This is a genomic window from Gemmatimonadota bacterium, assembly GCA_022560615.1.
Classification (GTDB): domain Bacteria; phylum Gemmatimonadota; class Gemmatimonadetes; order Longimicrobiales; family Gaopeijiaceae; genus UBA1138.
Genome location: JADFSR010000001.1, coordinates 222,117 through 241,927, shown reverse-complemented (window position 1 = coordinate 241,927; position 19,811 = coordinate 222,117). Strand labels below are relative to the sequence as shown.

General features: G+C 64.4%; 19 protein-coding genes. 13 read left to right on the top strand and 6 right to left on the bottom strand.

What is annotated here, in order from left to right; genetic code table 11:
* Positions 1-3 precede the first annotated feature (3 nt).
* From IIB36_01075 to IIB36_01055, 5 genes are read left to right on the top strand one after another with little or no spacing between them, the layout of a single operon-like run.
* Complete coding sequence (locus IIB36_01075; GenBank protein MCH7530337.1) at positions 4-741, top strand: c-type cytochrome; 738 nt, start codon at positions 4-6, stop codon at positions 739-741.
* 13 nt (positions 742-754) lie between these two features.
* Positions 755-1,357, top strand: a complete 603-nt coding sequence (locus IIB36_01070) for a heme-copper oxidase subunit III (protein MCH7530336.1) — start codon at positions 755-757, stop codon at positions 1,355-1,357.
* Complete coding sequence (locus tag IIB36_01065; GenBank protein ID MCH7530335.1) at positions 1,354-1,593, top strand: hypothetical protein; 240 nt, start codon at positions 1,354-1,356, stop codon at positions 1,591-1,593. Before IIB36_01070 ends, IIB36_01065 begins: the two co-directional genes overlap by 4 nt.
* Before the next feature lie 28 nt (positions 1,594-1,621).
* The gene (locus IIB36_01060; GenBank protein MCH7530334.1) at positions 1,622-2,371 is read left to right on the top strand and encodes a hypothetical protein; all 750 of its coding nucleotides are present in this window, start codon (positions 1,622-1,624) and stop codon (positions 2,369-2,371) included.
* A 59-nt stretch (positions 2,372-2,430) separates the two neighbouring features.
* The gene (locus IIB36_01055; GenBank protein ID MCH7530333.1) at positions 2,431-3,693 is read left to right on the top strand and encodes a hypothetical protein; all 1,263 of its coding nucleotides are present in this window, start codon (positions 2,431-2,433) and stop codon (positions 3,691-3,693) included.
* Here the strand turns inward: IIB36_01055 and IIB36_01050 are convergent, their stop codons facing one another.
* Together IIB36_01050 and IIB36_01045 are read right to left on the bottom strand one after the other, a co-directional pair.
* Positions 3,694-4,398 (bottom strand): hypothetical protein, encoded by a 705-nt coding sequence (locus IIB36_01050; protein ID MCH7530332.1) that lies wholly within the window; start codon positions 4,396-4,398, stop codon positions 3,694-3,696. It abuts the gene before it with no gap.
* Positions 4,395-5,687, bottom strand: a complete 1,293-nt coding sequence (locus tag IIB36_01045; GenBank protein MCH7530331.1) for a VWA domain-containing protein — start codon at positions 5,685-5,687, stop codon at positions 4,395-4,397. Before IIB36_01045 ends, IIB36_01050 begins: the two co-directional genes overlap by 4 nt.
* 425 nt (positions 5,688-6,112) lie before the next feature.
* Between IIB36_01045 and mutY the strand changes: the two genes are divergently transcribed.
* The 3 genes from mutY (at position 6,113) to IIB36_01030 (ending at position 10,363) form a co-directional block, all read left to right on the top strand.
* Positions 6,113-7,198: an A/G-specific adenine glycosylase gene (mutY, locus tag IIB36_01040; GenBank protein MCH7530330.1), complete on the top strand. Its 1,086-nt coding sequence runs from the start codon at positions 6,113-6,115 to the stop codon at positions 7,196-7,198.
* A 118-nt stretch (positions 7,199-7,316) separates the two neighbouring features.
* Complete coding sequence (locus IIB36_01035; GenBank protein MCH7530329.1) at positions 7,317-7,628, top strand: helix-turn-helix transcriptional regulator; 312 nt, start codon at positions 7,317-7,319, stop codon at positions 7,626-7,628.
* A gap of 218 nt (positions 7,629-7,846) precedes the next feature.
* Positions 7,847-10,363 carry an ABC transporter permease gene (locus IIB36_01030; protein MCH7530328.1) on the top strand — a complete coding sequence of 839 codons (2,517 nt, stop codon included), beginning with the start codon at positions 7,847-7,849 and terminating at the stop codon, positions 10,361-10,363.
* Between the two features lie 54 nt (positions 10,364-10,417).
* Here IIB36_01030 and IIB36_01025 read toward each other — a convergent pair whose 3' ends face one another.
* Both IIB36_01025 and IIB36_01020 read right to left on the bottom strand, forming a co-directional pair.
* Positions 10,418-10,981, bottom strand: coding sequence for a hypothetical protein (locus tag IIB36_01025; protein ID MCH7530327.1), 564 nt, complete (start codon positions 10,979-10,981; stop codon positions 10,418-10,420).
* A gap of 1 nt (position 10,982) precedes the next feature.
* Positions 10,983-12,452, bottom strand: coding sequence for a magnesium chelatase (locus tag IIB36_01020; GenBank protein ID MCH7530326.1), 1,470 nt, complete (start codon positions 12,450-12,452; stop codon positions 10,983-10,985).
* Positions 12,453-12,594: 142 nt separating this feature from the next.
* On the opposite strand from IIB36_01020, the gene IIB36_01015 reads away from it, so the two are divergent.
* Positions 12,595-14,280: a 4Fe-4S dicluster domain-containing protein gene (locus tag IIB36_01015; GenBank protein ID MCH7530325.1), complete on the top strand. Its 1,686-nt coding sequence runs from the start codon at positions 12,595-12,597 to the stop codon at positions 14,278-14,280.
* A 151-nt stretch (positions 14,281-14,431) separates the two neighbouring features.
* On the opposite strand, the gene IIB36_01010 is transcribed toward IIB36_01015, so the two are convergent.
* Positions 14,432-14,860 carry a transcriptional repressor gene (locus IIB36_01010; GenBank protein MCH7530324.1) on the bottom strand — a complete coding sequence of 143 codons (429 nt, stop codon included), beginning with the start codon at positions 14,858-14,860 and terminating at the stop codon, positions 14,432-14,434.
* A gap of 40 nt (positions 14,861-14,900) precedes the next feature.
* Here IIB36_01010 and IIB36_01005 point away from each other — a divergent pair, with 40 nt between their 5' ends.
* From IIB36_01005 to IIB36_00995, 3 genes are read left to right on the top strand one after another with little or no spacing between them, the layout of a single operon-like run.
* Complete coding sequence (locus tag IIB36_01005; protein MCH7530323.1) at positions 14,901-16,901, top strand: 2-oxoacid:acceptor oxidoreductase family protein; 2,001 nt, start codon at positions 14,901-14,903, stop codon at positions 16,899-16,901.
* Positions 16,901-17,038, top strand: a complete 138-nt coding sequence (locus IIB36_01000) for a hypothetical protein (protein ID MCH7530322.1) — start codon at positions 16,901-16,903, stop codon at positions 17,036-17,038. The genes IIB36_01005 and IIB36_01000 overlap by 1 nt, the downstream gene beginning before the upstream one ends.
* Before the next feature lie 38 nt (positions 17,039-17,076).
* The gene (locus IIB36_00995; protein MCH7530321.1) at positions 17,077-17,460 is read left to right on the top strand and encodes a hypothetical protein; all 384 of its coding nucleotides are present in this window, start codon (positions 17,077-17,079) and stop codon (positions 17,458-17,460) included.
* A gap of 30 nt (positions 17,461-17,490) precedes the next feature.
* Here the strand turns inward: IIB36_00995 and IIB36_00990 are convergent, their stop codons facing one another.
* Positions 17,491-18,615: a HAMP domain-containing protein gene (locus IIB36_00990; protein MCH7530320.1), complete on the bottom strand. Its 1,125-nt coding sequence runs from the start codon at positions 18,613-18,615 to the stop codon at positions 17,491-17,493.
* Between the two features lie 152 nt (positions 18,616-18,767).
* Here IIB36_00990 and IIB36_00985 point away from each other — a divergent pair, with 152 nt between their 5' ends.
* Positions 18,768-19,811, top strand: a complete 1,044-nt coding sequence (locus IIB36_00985) for a PAS domain S-box protein (protein ID MCH7530319.1) — start codon at positions 18,768-18,770, stop codon at positions 19,809-19,811.

The window sequence follows — 19,811 nt, the reverse complement described above, 5'->3', positions numbered from 1 at the left end:
GACATGTCCGAGCACGAGCAAGTGAACGAGCACAACCACGAGCAAGTGCAGACGCACGACCACGAGCAGGGCGACGAGCACCCCGACTACAGGAAGATCTACTTCACGCTCGTGGTCCTCCTGGTGGTCAGCGTGGCGGGCCCCTTCGTCGGTATCGTGTGGATCACGCTGATCACGGCGTTCGGGATCGCCGTGGTGAAGGCGAACCTCGTGATTCAGAACTTCATGCACCTGAGATGGGAGAAGCGCCTGATAAAGTGGGTGCTCATCTCGTCGCTGGCCCTGATGGCGCTCTTCGTCGCAGGCGTAGCCCCCGACGTCATGCGTCACGAGGGCCAGAACTGGGTGAACGTGGCCGCGGCAGATGCGGTCGAGCGTGGGATCGGGGACGAGCACGCGGCGGAAGAGGAGCACGCCGAGGAGGAGACCGAAGTGGTGGCTGCCGAGCCAGGCGCGTTCGACGCGGCCGGCTCGTTCAACACGATTTGCGCCGTGTGCCATGGCACGACCGGTGATGGCACCGGCGCGGCCGGTCTGGCGCTCGACCCCCCTCCGGCCAACTTCACCGACCCAGCGTTCTGGGAGACCAGCGACGACGAGCGCATCAAGACCGTGATCCGCGACGGTGGTGCCGCGGTCGGCGCCTCGCCGCTGATGGCGCCGTGGGGTGCCCTCTACGACGACGCCCAGCTCGATGCGATGGTCGAGTACGTGAACTCCTTCAGGCCGGCTGGCCGGTAGAGCGGGGGGAATCATGGTCACTGAGCCCGTCACCTATGCGATGGAGCAGGGCCCCGAGCCGGTGCGCCGTCCCAAGCTCCTGGCGGACGGCGTGATGGGTATGCTGCTTTTCGTGTTCGCGGAGATCATGATGTTCGCGGGTCTGATCTCGGCGCACTCGATCGTGCGTTCCCGAGTGGCTGGCGAGATGTGGCCCCCTTACGGCCAACCGCGACTACCGGTACAGGAGACCGCGGTGAACACCGCCGCTCTCTTGGTGAGCGGCGTCGTGCTCGTGTTCGCGCAAGTCGCCTTCAAGAAGGAAGCGTCGCGCGCGCGCGTGCCGGTGTTGATTGCGCTGCTACTCGGTCTCTTTTTCGTCGGCTCGCAGGGCGCGGAGTGGGTTGCGCTGCTCGGTGAAGGTCTCACGATCAAGTCGAGTACGTACGGCGGGTTTTTCTATCTCATCGTCGGCGCGCACGGCGTGCACGCGATCGCGGCGATCTTGGCTCTCGGCTGGGTCTGGTACGAGCTCGACAAGGGCCGACTCGACGAGGTCCAGCTCGCCACGGTATCGGTCTTCTGGTACTTCGTGGTCTTGCTTTGGCCGGTGCTCTACCTGAACGTGTACCTATGAACCGCGCCTGGATTCCTGTTCTTGTTCTGGTCGCCTTGGCCATTTTTCCGGACATCGCACAAGCATGTCCGGTTTGCTTCGACGCCCGGGACGAAAACCGTCGGGCGTTCCTGGCCATGACGGCGTTCTTGTCGCTTCTGCCGCTCGGCATGGTTGCGGGCGCAGGTCTGTGGCTGCGCAAGCGCTCGCGGGAGATCGACGTGAAGATCGACTTCGAGGCTCCTTCGGACCGCTAGCAGCCCGAACGCCAGGAGGCTCCTGAGCGTGTCCAAGCCGTCCGACCCCAGAGAACGTGGCCCAGCGTTCCACTCACGGAACTTGGACGGGGAGCGTGCCCCGAGACGCGCTTTTTCCAAGCTGTCCAAGAGCAAGGTCAGAGACCGCGATCTCCAGGATGTAGGCGTCAAGACGATGGCGCTCGTGGCCGCGATGCTCGGGGCGATCATGGGCGCTGCACTCGGTTTCTTCATGATGGAGCAGTACGGCCTTGGCCTCTGGGCGATCCCAGCGTGCATGGCCGGGATGGGGCTCATGGTGAGCACGAGCCTGCTCTTGGTCGTTGGCAGTGCATCGGGAACCGCGAAGGGCCTCTACAACCCGTCTGGTTCAAGCACACCCCATAAGAAGGAGTATTCCTACCCGGAGTCGCTAGCGATGCGGGGCCTGTACGAGGACGCCATCTCGGCGTTCGAGCTGGTCATCGTTGGGGAGAAGTCGACCGACCCGACACCGTTCCTCAGGATTGCGCGCATCTATCGAGACGATGTCGAGCGGTATGAGGATGCCGCCCGGTGGTTCAATCGCGCGCTCAGCGAGTCGGACATGCACAGGGGGCTCCAGGCGCTCGTGCGAAAGGAGTTGGTCGAGCTTTATCGTGTGAAGCTGAAAATGCCACAGAAGGCCGCCCCGACGCTGGCGCGTCTCGCGGAGGATATGGAAGGCACGCCAGACGGCGAGTGGGCCGCCCAGCAACTTCGCGACGTCAAGCAGTCGATGCGGGAGCGGGAGACCTGAACCGCGTCGGCACGGACACTCTTAGTCCGAGCTTCTTCGCCCGTTTCTACGCGCCCCTCGTGGCAACGAGCTTCCTGCTCACGGCTACGAATCCGCTCATCGCGGCTGCGCTCGCTCGCACGTCCGACCCGGCCGGGTCACTCGCTGGCTTCGGAGTGGCGTTCGCGCTCATCGGGGTTCTGTACGCTCCTCTTCTCGTGGTACAGCAAGTGTCGGCGGCGCGACTGCTCGATGCCGGTGACCTGGCTCCCGTCCGGCGCTTCGCCCTGTTCATGGGGCTCGCCATGTCGGCGTTGGCAGCGATAGTGGCCTTCACGCCGCTGGGCGTGCTCGTGCTGGAGGGTGGAGTCGGCGTGCACGACTCGATCCTCGACCAGGGGATCTCGGCGATGACGGTGCTGTGGCCCGTTCCGTTGCTCACAGGTGTGAGGGCGCTGCACCAGGGGCGCCTCGTCGCGGGCCATCGCACCAACCCGATCGCGGCCGCGACCGGAGTGCGCACTGCGGTTCTCGTCGTAGTGGCGTTCTCACTGACTATGACGCCCGCGGGTGCATGGCTGGGCGGGGCGGCGTTCACCGCGGGTCTGATCTTCGAGACCGGGATCGTGGCGCTTGCGCACGCGCCCAAACCGGCGGTCCCCGAGAGATCCTCCACGGAGCGGGAGGGTGAGGACCGGCTGCTCTCCTTCTCGACGCCGCTCATGCTCAACGTCATGCTGTGGTGGAGCACGCCGCTCATCATCATGTCGGTTCTCGCACGCACTCCGGAGCCGGACTGTTCGATCGCTGCGTTCACCGTCGTGGAAGCGGTGGCGTGGTTCCTCACAGCGCCGGTCGGTCAGCTCCAACACGCTTCGATCGCCCTGGTGGACTCACGCGTGGCTCACAGTCGCGTGCGCCTCTATGCGGGCGCGCTCGCGGTGACCGTCACGGGCCTGCTCGCGATCCTGTCGATCCCGGCCGTCCGCGAGGCAATTCTGTGGACCGGGTTCCGGCTCGACCCATCCCTGCTCGAGCCGGCCGGTCTCGCATTCCCTGTGGCCGCGCTGTATCCAGTGCTTTATGGGCATCGCCAGTATTACCAGGGTCTCTTCGTGCGAGTCGGGCGCACTGGACTGGTGGGGCGGGGTGCCGTGGTGCGCATTGTGGTGGTCCTCGCGGCAGGTCCTCTGCTGCTCGGACCGATGGGAAGCAACGGTGCTCGACTCGGCGTCACCGTCGCCGTCGTGGGACTCGTTGCCGAGAACGTCTTCCTGCAGGTGATGGCTCGCAGGCGTGTGCTGCCCCTACTGGGAGGGGTGGCCGCCACGGCGAGCGGTTAGCTATGAGTCGTTGCTCCGGGCCGTGAGGGCCCAGCCGGTGACGCGGATGTCCAGCCTGTGGTTGGCGCGCAGTCCGGCGACGCCATAGGGGCGGGCCTCCGGCGCCGGCATGGTGTGCACCAACGTACCGTTTACGTGGAAGCGCGTCTCGCCCTGCACGACCTCGACCGCCAACGTGTTCTCGGGTTCGTCGCCCACATCGACGACGCGCCGCACGGCCTCGTGCGAGGTCCAGTCCACGAAGGTCTCGAGGACCTCGCCGATGCGGCGCTTGATCAGGTAGTCGCCCGTGGGCCGGACCAGCAGATACGTGTATTCCTGGTCGGGGCTCTCCAGGTCGCGGCCCCCAACGAAGATTCCGTACGCCTCACGGTACCCTACGGGTGCCCCGAACTGGACGAACGTCGCTTCGACGCGGAAGTCCCCGCTGAGGACCTGATCTCCCGACTTGAAGGCGATTCCGGCAGGGCCGGTCAGAATGCGAACGGATCCGTCGGCTTCGGAGAGGCGGAACTGGCCGGGGTCACTGCGCTCGCTGTCGAGTCGGAATGTGTAGCTCCCTGGCGGGGTTGCCGACTCGGGGCCCGGTTGCTCGGTGGGAGGGGCGACGTCTTCGGCACAACCGGCGATCGAGACGAGCAGCATCATACAGATGCCTGACCACCATCCGCATCGTCGGTCGTTACCTCTCCAGATTCCCCTCACGACAACCTCCTCCGCTTGTTCTTCAGAAAGTCCATCATGATGTACTGACCCAACGTCATCGTACTGGTGAAGTACGCCTTGCCACGAGCGATCTCGGAGACTTTCTGCACGAACTGCACCAGATAGGGGTCACTTGCGAGCATGAATGTGTTGATGAGGATGCCGGCCTTGCGGCACGCGGAGACTTCCTGAAACGTTCGCTTCAGGATCATCGGGTCGAGCGCGCCCGAGTTCGTGTAGACGCGCCCGTCGGGCAGCGTCATCGCACTCGGCTTCCCGTCTGTGATCATGATGATCTGTCGCATGTCCTTCTTTTGCGCGCCCAGAATGCGACGGGCTACCTCCAGGCCTTCCGCGGTATTCGTGTGGAACGGTCCGACCTGCGCTTTTCCGAGCTGCGAGAGTGGGATCTCCTGGGCCTTGTCCCCGAACGTCACGACGTGCAGCGAGTCACCCGGGAACTGCGTGCGGATCATGTGCGACATCGCGAGCGCGACGCGCTTTGCGGGAGCAAAGCGATCCTCTCCGTAGAGCACCATCGAGTGTGAGATGTCGAGCAGGAGCACCGTCGCGCACGACGAACGGTACTCCGCCTGGTGCACCATGAGGTCACCGTACTCGAGGTTGAGCGGAACCGAGAGGCCCTCGCGCTCGATCGCGTTCTTGAGGGTAGCCGCGATGTCGAGGTTCAGCGTGTCGCCGAACTCGTACGGCTTCGACGCTGCCTCGGCCTCGATGCCCGTCGAGAGGTGGGGGGTGTCGTGGGCGCCAGCGCTCGCTTTGCCGAGTGCGGAGAGCAGTCCCTTGAGCGACCGGTAGGCCAGGAAGTCCATCCCCTTCTGCGTGAGGTTGAACTGCACTTGCTGGGCGGCCTGCTTCGCTTCGTCGATCTTGCCCTGACCCGTCACGTCGTATGTGGCGCCGGGCATCTGGGGAGCACCCGTCTCGAGGTTGATGTACCCTTCCTCGACCATTCTCTGAATGAGGTCGTCCAACATCGCGGCGATCTGCTTCTGAAGCGCCTCGTCGCCCTGACCCTCGCCACGCAGCTCGTCGATCATCTCGGGCGTGAGCTGACCACTCTCGAGCAGCGCCTTGAGCAGTGCGTTCTTGAGCGAGTCCTTCGAGTTCGGGTCTTCCGTGCCGGACCAGCCCCAATACGGATGGTAGTGCGGTCCACCCGCGAACCCACCGTCCATGAGAAAGTCCGAGAGCGTCTCCAGCAGCGCCTCGAGATTCAGCGCGTCGAGCCAGCGGCCCTTGTACTTGGAGTAGGTCGTAAAGCGCATGTTATCAGACTAGAAGGGTGATCGGAACGGGGGGCGGGCCGCCACCCATGCTAAACGCATGGGTCCCCGGGTGCCACGGCCTCAGATCCTAGGCGGAGCGGCGAAGGCATAGCCGTAGCTACGTCGAGGCGCTCCAACGACGGAGATGGGGCCGTGGCACCGCAACCCACCGACTTGTAATGTATGATCACGTTTGGTGTTGGGCACATTGCGACCAACGCTTCGCGTCGGTGCCCGCGCGGTTGATCCATCGTCTCTCCTCGTCGGACCACCGCCTTCGGCGGCGGTGCCCGCTCGGCTACGACTCCTCGTCGTTCCTTGTCTGAACGCGCGCAAAGCGCGGGGCACCCACGCCGCAAGGCGTGGGTCGCGCGGCCCACCCCCCGTTCCGATCACCCTTCTAGGTCTGTGAGTACGTTCTCGCCATGAACCGTGCAATCCGACACGCGCTGCTCGATCACTACGATCGGGAGCGCCGAGAACTGCCGTGGCGCGGCGAGTCCGACCCGTACCGGATACTCGTGTCGGAGGTCATGCTGCAGCAGACGCGTGTGCAAACCGTGCTTGCTTACTACGACGGCTGGCTGGAGCGGTTCCCTGATGTCGAGGCGCTGGCCGACGCGGAGATCGACGACGTGCTCAAGGTGTGGGAGGGACTCGGCTACTACCGGCGGGCTCGGAATCTCCATCGGGCCGCGCGCCTCGTTCGCGAGCGCCCGGACGGTGACTTGCCCGGCACTTTCGCCGGCCTCAGGGCACTTCCCGGCGTTGGCGCATATACCGCCGGTGCCGTGGCGAGCATCGCGTTTGGTGAGGCGGTGCCCGCGGTGGATGGCAATGTGCGCAGGGTCCTCTCACGCCTCTTCGATGAGAAGGAGCCGACAGCGACTTGGCTGGGCACGAAGGCCGCTGAGCTCCTGGACCCGGAGCGGCCTGGGGACTGGAACCAGGCGCTCATGGAGTTGGGTGCGACTCTGTGTTCGCCGCGCTCGCCACAGTGCGCCGCTTGCCCGGTTGCCGAGTGGTGTGCCGCACATGGCGCAGGCACTCAGGAAGAGCGCCCTGTCGCGCCCGTGAAGAGGAAGACGAAGAAGCGCGGAATCGTGCTCGCAGTGCTCGAGGCGAATGGGCGTGTCCTGCTCGAGCGTCGTCCTAGCAAGGGCCTCCTGGCCGGATTGTGGTCGTTCCCAGAGGTGGGGGAGTGTGACACTTGCCCAGACATGCGGGTGGACGCTGCCCGTTCCCGCGAGTCGGTACTCGCGACAATAGCGGAGCGAGGACTTGTCGCGACGGGCTGTCCCGAGGCGCTCCCACTCGTGGAGCACCGCTTCACACACCTGCACGCGACGTATGAGCCATGGCTGGTGCCCGTCGCCGCCCCGGCCGAAGGCGAGGGCCGGGCGTGGATCGATCCCGCCGCCTCCAACGATCTCGCGGTGCCTGTCGCGCAGCAGAAGGTGCTCGCGTTCGCGAACGAGCGCACAGCCGCGGAGGCAAGGTCATCGTATTGAGAATGTTGCTCGCCAGCTGTACCTCAACTCGCTGTGGCCACGCACCAACGCCCACTCTTGATCGAAGACATACTATGCTATCATACTATGATAGTATTCCGACAGGGAGCGCTCGAGCATGAAACCGGTTCGATATCACATCCTCCTCGCGCTTGCAGACGGTGCGCAGCACGGCGCGGAAGTGCGCCGTCGAGTCGCCGAGCAGAGCGAAGCTGCCGTCAAGGTCTATCCGGCGATGCTGTACGGGTCGCTGGACGAGCTGACGGCCGCGGAGTGGATCCGCGAGACCGAGCCGCCTTCGCCGGAGCCCGACCAGACACGATGGCGATTCTACGCGCTCACGCTCGAGGGGCGCGCGGCGTTGGAGGCCGAGACGAAGCGCCTGGAATCGGTGGTGGCGAGAGCCCGCGCCTCGCTTCGGCCTGCGTAAGAGCTATGCGGCTCTACCGTTCCCTCCTCCGGCTCCTTCCCGGGCGCTTCCGATCGCGCCACGCGGACGAGATGGAGCGCGTCTTCGAGGACATGCTCTCGGAGGCCCGGCGTTCGGGCGGCCTGTCCGTTGGCTGGCTGTATGTGACGAGCGTCGTCGATCTCTTGTGCAGGATCGGTGTGGAGTTGGGACGGTCCAGGAACAGGGAGGGGTGGGGGATGAAGACGTGGCTGGACGGAATAAGAGCAGACTTGCGGCTGGCACTCCGCGGTCTTCGGCGCAACCCGGGATTCACCGCCGCGGCCGTCCTCACCTTGGCACTCGGCATTGGGTCCACCACCGCCATCTTTAGTGTGGTAAACGGCATCCTCATGCGCCCCTTGCCGTATCCAGATGCGGATCGGATTCAACGGATCTGGGATAACCAGCTCAAAGACGGCAACGGCGGCTCCCCCTATACCTCCGTGGGGGATGACGCCTTCCTCCTCTGGCGCGAGGAAAACGAGACGCTGGAAGATCTGGCATCATACACCATAACGACTCGGACGCTCTACGGCGGCGAAGCGCCCGAGCGAGTCAGGGTTGGACTGACATCGTGGAATTTCTTCCAGTTCCTGGGCATCAGCCCGCTCATCGGGCGGGCTTTTGCCTCCGGCGAGGACATGCCCGGCGCGGCGGTTGTACTTCTCGGCCACGCGATGTGGACCCAGCGCTTTGGTGCCGATCCGGATATCATCGGACGAACGCTTATTCTCAATGATCGCACACACACGGTCATTGGAGTGCTCCCACCCGATTCGCAGTTACATCTGGGCTGGGTGTGCCAGACGCCGTGTGATATCCAGATCTGGGCACCCCGCGATTTTGATCGGAGTCGGCAGGGAATGTACCATGGGGTCATCGCGCGGCCTAAGCCGGGGGCCACGACGGAAGCCATGGCCGCGGACTTGGGGCCGTTGCAGAACCGCATTCACGCCGGGCACGACCACCCACCGCAGTGGGAGGACGAACCCTGGCGAGCTGTGACCATCGAACCGTTTCATCAGGCGATGGTGAGCAGCGCTCGGCAGACACTCCTCGTGCTTCTGGGAGCAGTCGCTTTCGTGTTGCTCATTGCCTGCGCCAACGTAGCCAATATGCTGTTAACCCGCGGATCGCTTCGGGAGCGGGAGATCGCCGTCCGTGCCACGCTCGGCGCCGGCAGAAAGCGTCTTGCGCAGCAGCTCCTGACGGAAGTTCTGGTATTGGCACTGCTCGGCGGCGCTCTCGGGCTCGCGCTCGCCGGATGGGGTGTCAATACCTTGGTGGCGATCAATCCGGGAGATATCCCGCGACTCAATGACATTGGCGTCGACGGACATATGCTCGGTGCCACGATCACAATCTCGCTCTTGACGGCTATCCTCTTCGGAATCATTCCGGCGCTGCGAAGCTCCAAGCCGAACCTGAGCAATGCGCTCAAAGACGGCAGCCGGTCGCTGTTCGGATTGTTGCGTCGTAATCGGCTGCGGAGTGTGTTGGTGGTGGGGGAAGTGGCGTTGGCGTTGGTGCTATTGATCGGTGGTGGCCTCATGATGAACAGCTTTTTGCGGCTGCTCAATATTGATCCGGGTTTCGATCGGGAGAACGTGCTGGCCTTTGAGGTGCGGCTCCCGACTTCCCAGTATGCGGTGCCCGCCGGCATAACCTTCTTCGGCGGTTCGGCATGGCAAGCCACTCCCCGGTTGGAGGCCTTCTTGACGGAGGTCCATCGGCGAGTCCACGAAATTCCAGGAGTGCTGTCTGCCAGTTACGCGCTGCATGCTCCGCTCACCGGACGTTATGGTGGCCGGGGGGGCGGTGAAGAAGTGTTCGCAATCAATCCGGTGAGCGTGGATTACTTTCGCACTCTGGACATTCCCCTGCTGCGTGGCAGGAACTTCACGGAGAGTGACGGACCCGGAACGCCGAGGGTTGCCGTTGTTAACCAGACCTTGGCCCGTAATCTGTGGCCGGGCGATGACCCTCTCGGCAAGGAGCTCATAGAGCCGGATATATATTCCCCCAGCTCTTCCGCCGACCAAATCCGCATGGACACGTTGGAGGTCGTCGGGATAGTGGGCGATGTCAGACAGTGGGGGCTCCGTGAGGAAGCGGCGCAAGGATTTTACATCGCCATGAAACAGTCCGTCGCCCGCCGTTCTGGGGGAGGCATCCTCCGTGTAATTTTTCTGGCCCGCACCACCAGCGACCCGCTCGATATCGTCCCTGCGGTACGGACCATCGTGACGGACGTGGACCCGAACATCCCGGTCTACAATGTCAACTCGTTGGAGCAGTTCGTAGCGTCGCAGGTCGCGGAGGCCCGTTTCTACACGCTTCTGTTGACGATCTTCGCCGGTGTCGCATTCCTCTTGGCAACCATCGGAGTCTACGGAGCGATCTGGTACTCGGTGACTCAGCGGACGCACGAGATCGGTGTTCGCGTAGCCCTAGGCGCAAGCCGCGACGACGTTCTAAGGTTGGTGGTCGGTCAGGGGGTGATACTGACAGGGATCGGTCTAGCTGTTGGGATCGCCGGCGCATTGGCACTAACCCGCCTGCTAGCTTCACAGCTCTATGAGGTTGGCGCCACCGATCCAGCGACTTTCGTTGCCACTTCTGTCTTGCTCGGCGGCGTGGCGATCGCCGCGACCTTCGTACCGGCTCGCCGAGCGGCAAGCGTTGATCCAATGGTGGCGTTGGGACACGAGTGATGTTGAGGGCCTTGATATCGGGCCGCTCGCGTAACTCGGGGTTCCTGAGCTTCCTCAGCCGAGCTTGGCGCTCTCCTGCAGCTCCAGCACCCAGTCGGGCGTGTCGCTGAGATACTCCTCGATCAGCGCGACCCGGCGGAAGTAGTAGCGGGCGTTCAAGCCCTGAAACAGCACGGTCGCCGCGATCACGGCGCCGTACACCGTGAGCGTCAGCGAGCGCACCAGTTCGTCCAAGTCCCCACCGAGCAGCTCGGTCAGTTCAGCCATCTGCGGATCGGGCCGAGACGTCATCTGGTACATGCTCCACAGGCAATACGCGATGATAAGCGCCATGAAACCGATCTGGTTCCGCCAGAGAAGATCGGGACCTGCCGGATCGGATGCGAGGGTCCGGGCACGGCCCTTGAGCTCGTTGCGCGCCACCACGGCCATTCCCACACCGAGAACGAGCGCGGTGAGGTTGAAAATGCCGAACAGCACGGTCACGGCCGCGAAGAAGCCGATGGACCACCCGTTGAACGCGGCCACCCTGGCTGCTCCGGCGAACGCTCCGGCGCGCTCGCCCGCTCGCTGGAGCGCCTTCTGCTGCTCCGGTGTCAGGGGCGGTGGGGCGGTCATCTCAGATGTTCAGCCCGCCGATCGGGTCGAAGCCCTGATGTCCCTTCCCGGGCTCGGGACCGGGTTGCGGCGCCCGGGCGTACCCGGCGCTGCTCCGGCTGATGCGTTTCTGGGCGACGAGCGCCTCGAGCACCAACTCACACGCGGCGGCTCGCACGCCATCGCCTGACGCGGCGCCCGCGAGGCCGACGTTCTCGACCAGCTCTAGCAGCCCGGGCACGGTCTCGAAGCCCTGCACACACGCCGACGCCGACGCGTCCTCGCCCACCTGGAGCGCACCACCGGTCTCGAAGTAGTCGATGATGTCCTCGACGTCTGCGCCGCCCGCCCGGATGTCGAAGGTGAACGACGCGCCCTGCTGGATGAGCTCCTGCGCAATCTTGTCCGACCCGTGAAGCTCGCCCTCGTACTCGAGCTCCAGCTTGCCGGTGATTGCGGGAAGCGCGGCATACAGATCCCCGATGCGCGGCACGGCGGTGTCTTCCCCGTGCTGGATCGCGCGTCGCTCAGCATTCGAGACGATTGTCTCCATCACGGTGATCGGCATTCGCTGGCTGACGCCCGAGCGCTGATCGACGCGCTTGTCCTCGCGCGCGATGAACGCGACGCGCTCCACCGTCTCTTCCATGAAGTCGGGGATCTCCACGGACGTGCCTCCCCGGCCGACCCACGCCTCCTGACGCGTGATGTCGATTCCGGTCTCGAGATCCGGCGGGTAATGTGTGCTGATCTCAGCTCCGATTCGGTCCTTGAGCGGCGTGATGATCTTCCCGCGCGACGTGTAGTCCTCGGGGTTTGCCGTGAAGACCATGAACACATCGAGCGCGAGGCGAACGGGGTATCCCTTCACCTGAACATCCCCCTCCTCGAGGATGTTGAAGAGGCCCACCTGGATCTTGCCTGCGAGGTCGGGCAACTCGTTGATCGCGAAGATGCCGCGGTTCGCACGCGGGAGCAGCCCGTAGTGGATCGTCAGCTCGTCCCCGAGGATATGCCCACCGTGCGCTGCCTTGATCGGGTCGAGGTCACCGATCATGTCCGCGATGGTCACGTCGGGGGTGGCGAGCTTCTCTACGTAGCGGTGGTCGCGCCCGATCCACGCGATCGGCGTCTCGTCACCGTACTCCTCCAAGCGTTGCCGGCCGTACTTCGAGATCGGCGCGAGGGGATCATCGTTGATTTCGCTTCCGGTGATGATCGGTACCGACTCGTCGAGTAGCGAGACGAGTTGGCGCAGAATCCGGCTCTTCGCCTGGCCGCGGAGCCCGAGCAGAATGAAGTCGTGCTTGGCCAGGACCGCGTTGACGATCTGGGGCACGACGGTGTCGGAAAAGCCCATGATGCCAGGGAACAGCTCTTCGCCTGAACGCAGCTTGCCTATGAGGTTGGAGCGCATCTCGTCTTTGACGGTACGCGGCTCGTAGCCCTCAGCCTTCAGCTCACCCAGTGTGGTCGGACGGTGCTCGCTCATGCGCCGGACACTCCTCATGGAGTCAACGAACGGGGCCCCCGGAAGGGTAGAGCCCCGCACGCGAGTTGGCGATCTTTTGAGTCGATTCAGGTACACGCTTCCGATTCCACGGATCCCGCCACCTCCACATCCCGGAGCACACATGTCCGAGGGCACCAGCGTCCTCCGCACATCTGTACGTTCGATCGATGCCCAGCCGCCGCTTCCGCGCGACCGGTTCATCGTGGAGGATCAGCCCGACGCCGAGGCGATCCCCATGGACGTGGTCTTCGTGGGTGGTGGTCCAGCAGGCCTTGCGGGAGCGATCGAGCTCGCGCGGCTCGTTCAGGGGGACAACGAGGCAGGCGGAGGGCTCGGAGACGTCGAGATCGGCGTATTGGAAAAGGCAGGCCAGCTCGGGGAGCACAGTCTTTCAGGGGCGGTAGTGAACCCGAGCGGCTTCCAGGAGCTCTTTCCGGAGTTGTCGCTGGCGGACTTCCCGTTCCGGCGTCCGGTCGACAGGGAGTCGGTCTATTTCATGACTGGGTCGAACGCGTTCAGGATCCCGACGCCTCCGACCATGAAGAACCACGGCAACCACATCGCGTCGATCTGTGAGATCGTGCGCTGGCTAGGCGACAAGGCCGAGGGTCTCGGCGTCAATGTCTTCCCGGGTTTCCCGGTGGACTCGCTGCTGGTCGAGGGCCAGAGAGTGATCGGGGTGCGAACGACCCCGGCGGGACTCGACCGCAACGGCGAACCAACCGGCCCGGACGCGATGCCCGCGACGGACCTCACTGCCCGAGTCACGGTGCTCGCCGAGGGTACGCGCGGGCCGCTCTCCCAAGCGTGGCTGGAGTGGCAGCAGGTCGCTTCGGACAATCCGCAGATCTTCGCGCTCGGCGTGAAAGAGCTGTGGGAGGTGAAGAAGCCTCTGGACCGGATCATCCACACCATGGGGTGGCCGCTGCCGAGGGACGCATTCGGCGGCTCCTTCATGTATCCGATGTCGGACGATGTCGTCGCTCTCGGCCTGGTGGTCGGACTCGACTACCGGGACGCGCGCTTCGACGTACACGAGGCGCTGCAGCGCATGAAGCTGCACCCGCTTTTTCGGCAGTACCTCGAAGGCGGTGACATGGTCGAGTGGGGCGCCAAGACGATCCCGGAAGGAGGCTTCTATTCGGTGCCCTCGCGGCGTCACGGGGACGGCGTGTGCCTCGTAGGGGACGCGGCGGGCTACGTGGAAGTCTCGTCGCTCAAGGGGATCCACTACGCGATGCATTCCGGCATCATGGCCGCGCGCCAAATTTTCGAGGCGCTGAAGGTGGACGACACCTCGGAAGTGGGACTTGCCGGCTACACCGAGGCGGTCGACTCGAGCGTGATCATGAAGGACCTCGAGGAGTGCCGTAACTTGCGGCTCGCCTTCAAGAGCGGCTTCTTCATCGGAGGAGCCAAAGCGGTGCTCATGTCACTCACGAAGGGCATGTTTCCCGGCGGCAAGATCTCGATCCAGGAAGATGCAGCGGAGTCGCGCACGCTAGGCATCGCCGCCGAGCCATTCGTGCCGGACGGGAAGCTGACCTTCTCCAAGGTCGACGGCGTCTACAAGTCTGGGAATCAGACCCGGGACGATATCCCGTCACACCTCCTCGTGGGCGAACACGTGAGCGCGGAGGCCGCCGAGCTGTTCGTGCACATGTGCCCAGCCGGGGTCTACGAGCGCGATGGGAGCGAGCTGCGCGTCAACGCTCCGAACTGTGTCGACTGCAAGGCGACAGACGTGTTGGGGCCTCGGTGGACGCCGCGTGAGGGTGGGAGCGGGCCGGCGTACCGGCAGATGTAGGGCGCCTTGGGCCGACGCCCGCCGTCCTGGAGGCGCGAGCCCGCCTGGTTACCCCCTACCTTCTCGCGCGCAGCTCCCGGAACCGGTTCACGACCCATACGAAGCGCGCGGGCACGTCAGGGTCCCGCTGGTCAGGCAACGAAGGGGCTGGTCAGACGGTCTCGATGGGACAGGTAAAGCCCTCGATGGGTAGCTCGACGCCCACCTCGTCGCATGCGCGGCACAGGCCGTAGATCTCCAGCCGGTGCCGCAACGGGAGGAAGCCGCGTTCGCGGCGGACCCGGTTCTCAACGCCGTACAGCTCCCTGCTCTCGAACTCCACCACGATTCCGCACTCGAGACAGATGAGGTGCTCGTGGACGGGGCGCTGCGAGAGCCGGTGCTCGTACCGCTTGAAGCCTTCTCCGAAGTCGTGCTCCTCTACGAGTCGGCTGCGCACGAGCAGATCGAGGGTGCGGTAGATCGTGGCCTTCCCGATCCGGTCACCGCGACCGCGGAGCCACTGGTCGATGTCGTCGACCGACGGGTGTGCGTCTGAAGTGAAGACGACCTCCGCGACGGCCTGTCGTTGCTGCGTCATCGGGAGACCCTGGTCGCGGAGGTAGCGACCAAAGAGCCGAATGAACGTCGGCAGCGCTTCCACCGAACTCACGGCTGCGAGTTTTCCAGAAAGTCCATATCGAACTCCTACCATCAACTCCTCTAATCTACGCGCTGAGCCATCGAATTCCACCTTCCGCGCGCTGCGGATCTTCTGGCTCTGGACGACATCACGACAGCAGGAGCGTGGATACCGGAGATCGGACTCGACCCATCTACGACTCTCGGAAGGCGGGGAGCCGCACCGTGTCGCATCTCCGCTTCGGACCGCGCCCCGAATCCAGTCCACATATCTCATCGGCTCCTCCGACTTCGTGGCATGCCACCAGCTTCAGTTCCTCGAGCAGATCGACGTGCTTTCGGTGGCCAAGCCAGGGAGCGTCTTCCTCCTCAACAGTCCCCACCCGCCGGACGAGGTCTGGGACGCGATCCCGCGCGAGGTGCAAGAGCAGATCCGCGACAAGAAACTCCAGCTCTACGCGATCGACGCATACGCCGTCGCCCCTCAGGTCGGCATGGGCACGCGTATCAACACGATCATGCAGACGTGCTTCTTCGAGATCGCGGCCGTAATCCCCAGCGACGTGGCGGTACGTCAGATCAAGGAGGCGATCGAGAAGACATACGCGAAGAAGGGTGCGGATGTGGTGGCGAAGAATTTCGCCGCTGTGGATGAGGCTGTAGCGAACCTGCACCGCATCGAGGTGCCGCGGGGTCGGAGTACGGGCCGGCCCCTGCCCGTCCTGATCCCCGATCACGCTCCGGACTTCGTTCGCAACGTTACCGCGATGATGCTCGCGGGCCGGGGCGACGAGCTCCCGGTCAGCGCTCTGCCGGTGGACGGGACATACCCTATGGGCACGACCGCATGGGAGAAGCGAAACCTCTCGACCGAGGTACCGATCTGGGAGCCCGACATTTGCATCCAGTGCGGCAACTGCGCCTATGTGTGCCCGCAGGCGGTTATCCAGGCCAAGTTCTACGACGAGAGTGAGCTCGAGGGTGCGCCCACCGGCTTCAAGTCCGCGCCGCTCGCCGGACGTGGCTTCCCGGAGATGAAGTACACGCTCCACATCTCCGTCGAGGACTGCACCGGCAGTCTGATCTGCGTCGAGGCGTGTCCGGCCCTGAGTCCCGACCGGGAGGACTTCAAGGCGATCAACATGGGCGACAAGACGCCCATCCTCGAGGAAGAGAAGGAGAATCTCACCTTCTTCGCCCAGCTGCCGGAGCACGAAGTCCACCGCATCGACACGACGCACGTCCGCGGCGTGCAGTTCCTGCGGCCGCTCTTCGAGTTCTCGGGCGCGTGCGCCGGCTGCGGGGAGACCCCCTATATCAAGCTGATGACGCAGCTCTACGGCGACCGCCTCCTGATCGCCAACGCGACGGGGTGCTCGTCGATCTTCGGGGGCAACCTCCCGACGCACCCGTGGACCGTGAATGCCGACGGCAGAGGGCCTGCGTGGTCCAACTCGCTCTTCGAGGACAACGCCGAGTTCGGGTATGGCTTCCGACTCGCGGTGGACAAGCATCGCGAGCACGCCGGCGAGCTCCTCCGGGCTCTCGCGCCCCAGCTGGGCGACGCATCCATCGACGAGCTTACGACGGCTCCGCAGAGGACCGCTCAGCAGCTCCAGGCGCAGCGCGTGCGCGTCGGCTCATGGCTACAGCCTATGGGAGCGTGTCCGTTGCGCAGATCGCCATGGGAGGCAACGATGAGCAGACGCTGCGGGCGTTCCAGGAGGCCGAGGAGTATGAGGGCACGTCGCTCATCATTGCGTACAGCCACTGCATCGCCTGGGGGATCGACATCGCCGATGGGCTGCTCCACCAGCAGTTGGCTGTCCGGTCCGGGTATTGGCCCCTGTACCGCTACCACCCCGACGGAGGTGCGAACGGTGTCGCCCGACTCCAGCTCGATTGCTTGGAGCCCTCGATCCCGTTCAAAGAGTACGCATACCGTGAGGGGCGTTACCGGCTCTTGGCCCACGCCCGGCCGGAAGACGCCGATCGGCTGATGGACGAGGCTCAGGCCGAGGTGGACCGCAAATGGCAACTCTACAAGGACATGTCACGGCAGGGTGTGGAAGTCGTCGCCAGCGACCTGGCTGGCGGTACGACGGACGGAACGCCATTCGTCTCACGCGACGCCTGATCACGCGTGCGTGGGGCGACGAAGTAGGAGAAAGGCCGATGGAATCACAGACCGTCTACTGCCCACGGTGCGACAAGACGGTGCACGCTGCGGTGACACGGGTCGCACCGCACGACACGCACGCCAACGTTCCCGATGGCGGCAAGCTGGTGTGCCTCGAAGTTGGAGAGGACTGTGAGGGGATGACGTGCCCCCTCTCCGGAAGCTCGACGCTCTTGATGGCGGTACGCCTGGCCAGAAGCGGTGTGATACCGGACGAAGACTGGCCACACGTCCGGCTCGCATGCGGGGGATGTGGGTGCGTGGTCGAAATGGAAGTGCTCGATGGCGGCCACGTGTTTTGCCCACTCTGCGATACTACCAACCCGGTGGCGCTCTTGAAGAAGGCGGACGGAAGGTACGCGGTGCTTGCGGCCCGCTAACCGCCGCGAGCTCGAGCACGACGGTCCCCCCTAGGCCGAGGCCATGCGCTCCGTTTCCGTGGCCTGCCACGGAATCACGAGGCGAAAGTGCATGCCCCGGCCTCGGCCGGACTCGATCTGGAAGGTGCCGCCGATGTGTCGAGCCCTCTCGTAGAGGGTCAGGTAGTCGGAATGCCTTCCCATTTCCCCAGAGCCTCGTCCGCTGCCCGCACCCGTGCCGTCATCGGTAACATTAGTGACCAGCGCACTCTCCGATGAGTGGAAATGCACGGTGACCTTGGACGCGTCCAGCCGTGCCGCGTTGGCGGTCAACTCCTCGACGATTCGAAAGAGTTCCAACCGTGCGTCAGCGGATAGTCGCAGCTCGGGGATGTCACCGATCAGGCTCACTTCCATTGCGGTTTGCTCGGTGACCGAGCGGGCATGGGCTGCAAGCGCCGCGTACACTCCCAGCTCGTCAAGTTCGGGCGGATGCAAGTGGCGCGCCATCCGGCGGACTCCATCGAGGGCGGCCCGGATCTCGTGCGCCAGACCGGCAGTGCCACCGGGCGTGCCCGAAAACGGCTGGTCCAGATCGGTTTGGAGCCGGACCAACACCCCGGCCAGCCGTTGAGCGACGTCAGAATAGAGCCCACGTGAAACCCTTCTCCGCTCCTGCTCGCCGGAGCGGATGAGCTGCTTCGAGCTCTCTTGCTGATGGCGTTGGGCTTCTTCGAGCGTTTCGAGCATGTGGTTGAAGGTCCGTGAAAGGCGCCGCAGATCCGGGTCGGCGAGGGCCGTCTCCGGGACACGGATGCTCAGATCTCCCGCGCTCACGTGCATGGCGGCATCTTCCAGCGACTCCAGCGGACGTAGCGCGAGATGGATGAGCGCGGCGTTCACCAGACCGGCTCCCAGGATCACCGCCGTGATCACCTCCACCACGGGAAGCAGCAGCAGCCCGCCCGACGCGCCCCGCGTGAGCCACGACCCGGCGACGATCCCCAGGCCGGCGACCACGAGGTTGCCAAGCAGGATCTTCCAGAACAGGGGTACCGCGAGGAACTTCTTCGCGTATGGTGATTGCGGCAGCGACGTAGCTGTTGCATTGGTCCGCGACGTCGGCGGGATCGTCTTCGAGACCTCCTTTTGATCTGGCGGCAGTTTGACCCTCATAAGCCCGAAGTTGCGGACCTGCCGTGACCAGCACGGCCTCGACTACATTATTCTTCGAGAGGCAGGCTGCGATCGCTGTCAGGGACTCTGCGGAAATCACGGTGGGGAATGTGCTCCTCGGCATGTAGGGGTTTCCTCCCCCAAAGCTTCAGATGAGAAAGGAGGTCACGGTTCCGGTGCTGTCAGCGGAGGAATACCGCGCGATCTTCGAGGCGTCGCCCGATGGTTGCATGGTTGTCGATTCGAAGGGTGTGATTCGCGAAATGAACCCGCAGGTCGAGGCCCTATTTGGCTGGCCGCGTGAAGAGCTGGTAGGTCAGTCGGTAGAGACGCTCGTGCCGGAGGCTCAGCGGTCGGGGCACGAACAGCAACGGCATGGCTACACGGCTAACTCCTACGTTCGCCCGATGGGTGCCGGACTCGACCTGAGCGGTCTGCGTCGGGATGGATCGCGATTCCCAGCCGAGATCAGCCTCAGCCCCTGGACGTCACTGGACGGTGACACACGGGTGATTTGCTGCGTGCGCGACGTGTCCGATAGAAAGCGTCTTCAGGATTTCTCGGAGGGCATGCTGCGCGCCACGGAAGACGAGCGCCGACGGATCGCTCGGGAGCTACACGACGACACTGCGCAGCGTCTCGCAACCTTGATGCTTCGAGTGCGCGTGCTTGCTGAGGAGCCAGATGAGGAGAGCCGGAGCTCGCTGCTCGAGGAAATCCGCCAAGAGATCGTCGAGACCGTCGAGGGGGTAAAGCGCATCGCTCGGGGCCTCCGGCCCCCGGAACTCAGCGAGGTAGGCCTCGCTGCCGCGCTTCAGTCCCACTTGAGGGGCCTTCGCGAGGGGGCCGGGTTGGATGTCGATTTGGAGGTCGGGCTCGTGGATCCATTCCTCGACTCCAACGAGCGCCTCTTGATCTACCGAGTCGTTCAGGAGGCGCTGTCGAACGTGATGAGGCATGCCGACGTGCGGGTCGCGCGCCTGGTGGTGGGCGTCGACAACGGATCGGTCTTTGCCGAGGTGTCGGACTCTGGACAGGGCTTCGAACTCGCACGCAGTCCCGAGGGGGGAGGGGGGCTCGGCTTGTTGGGCATGCAGGAGCGCGCCACCATGTTCGGAGCTCGATTGACGATCGAGACTGCTCCCGGTGAGGGAACCCGGGTTCGCATCGAACTCCCAAAGACGGAAGGCGGCTAG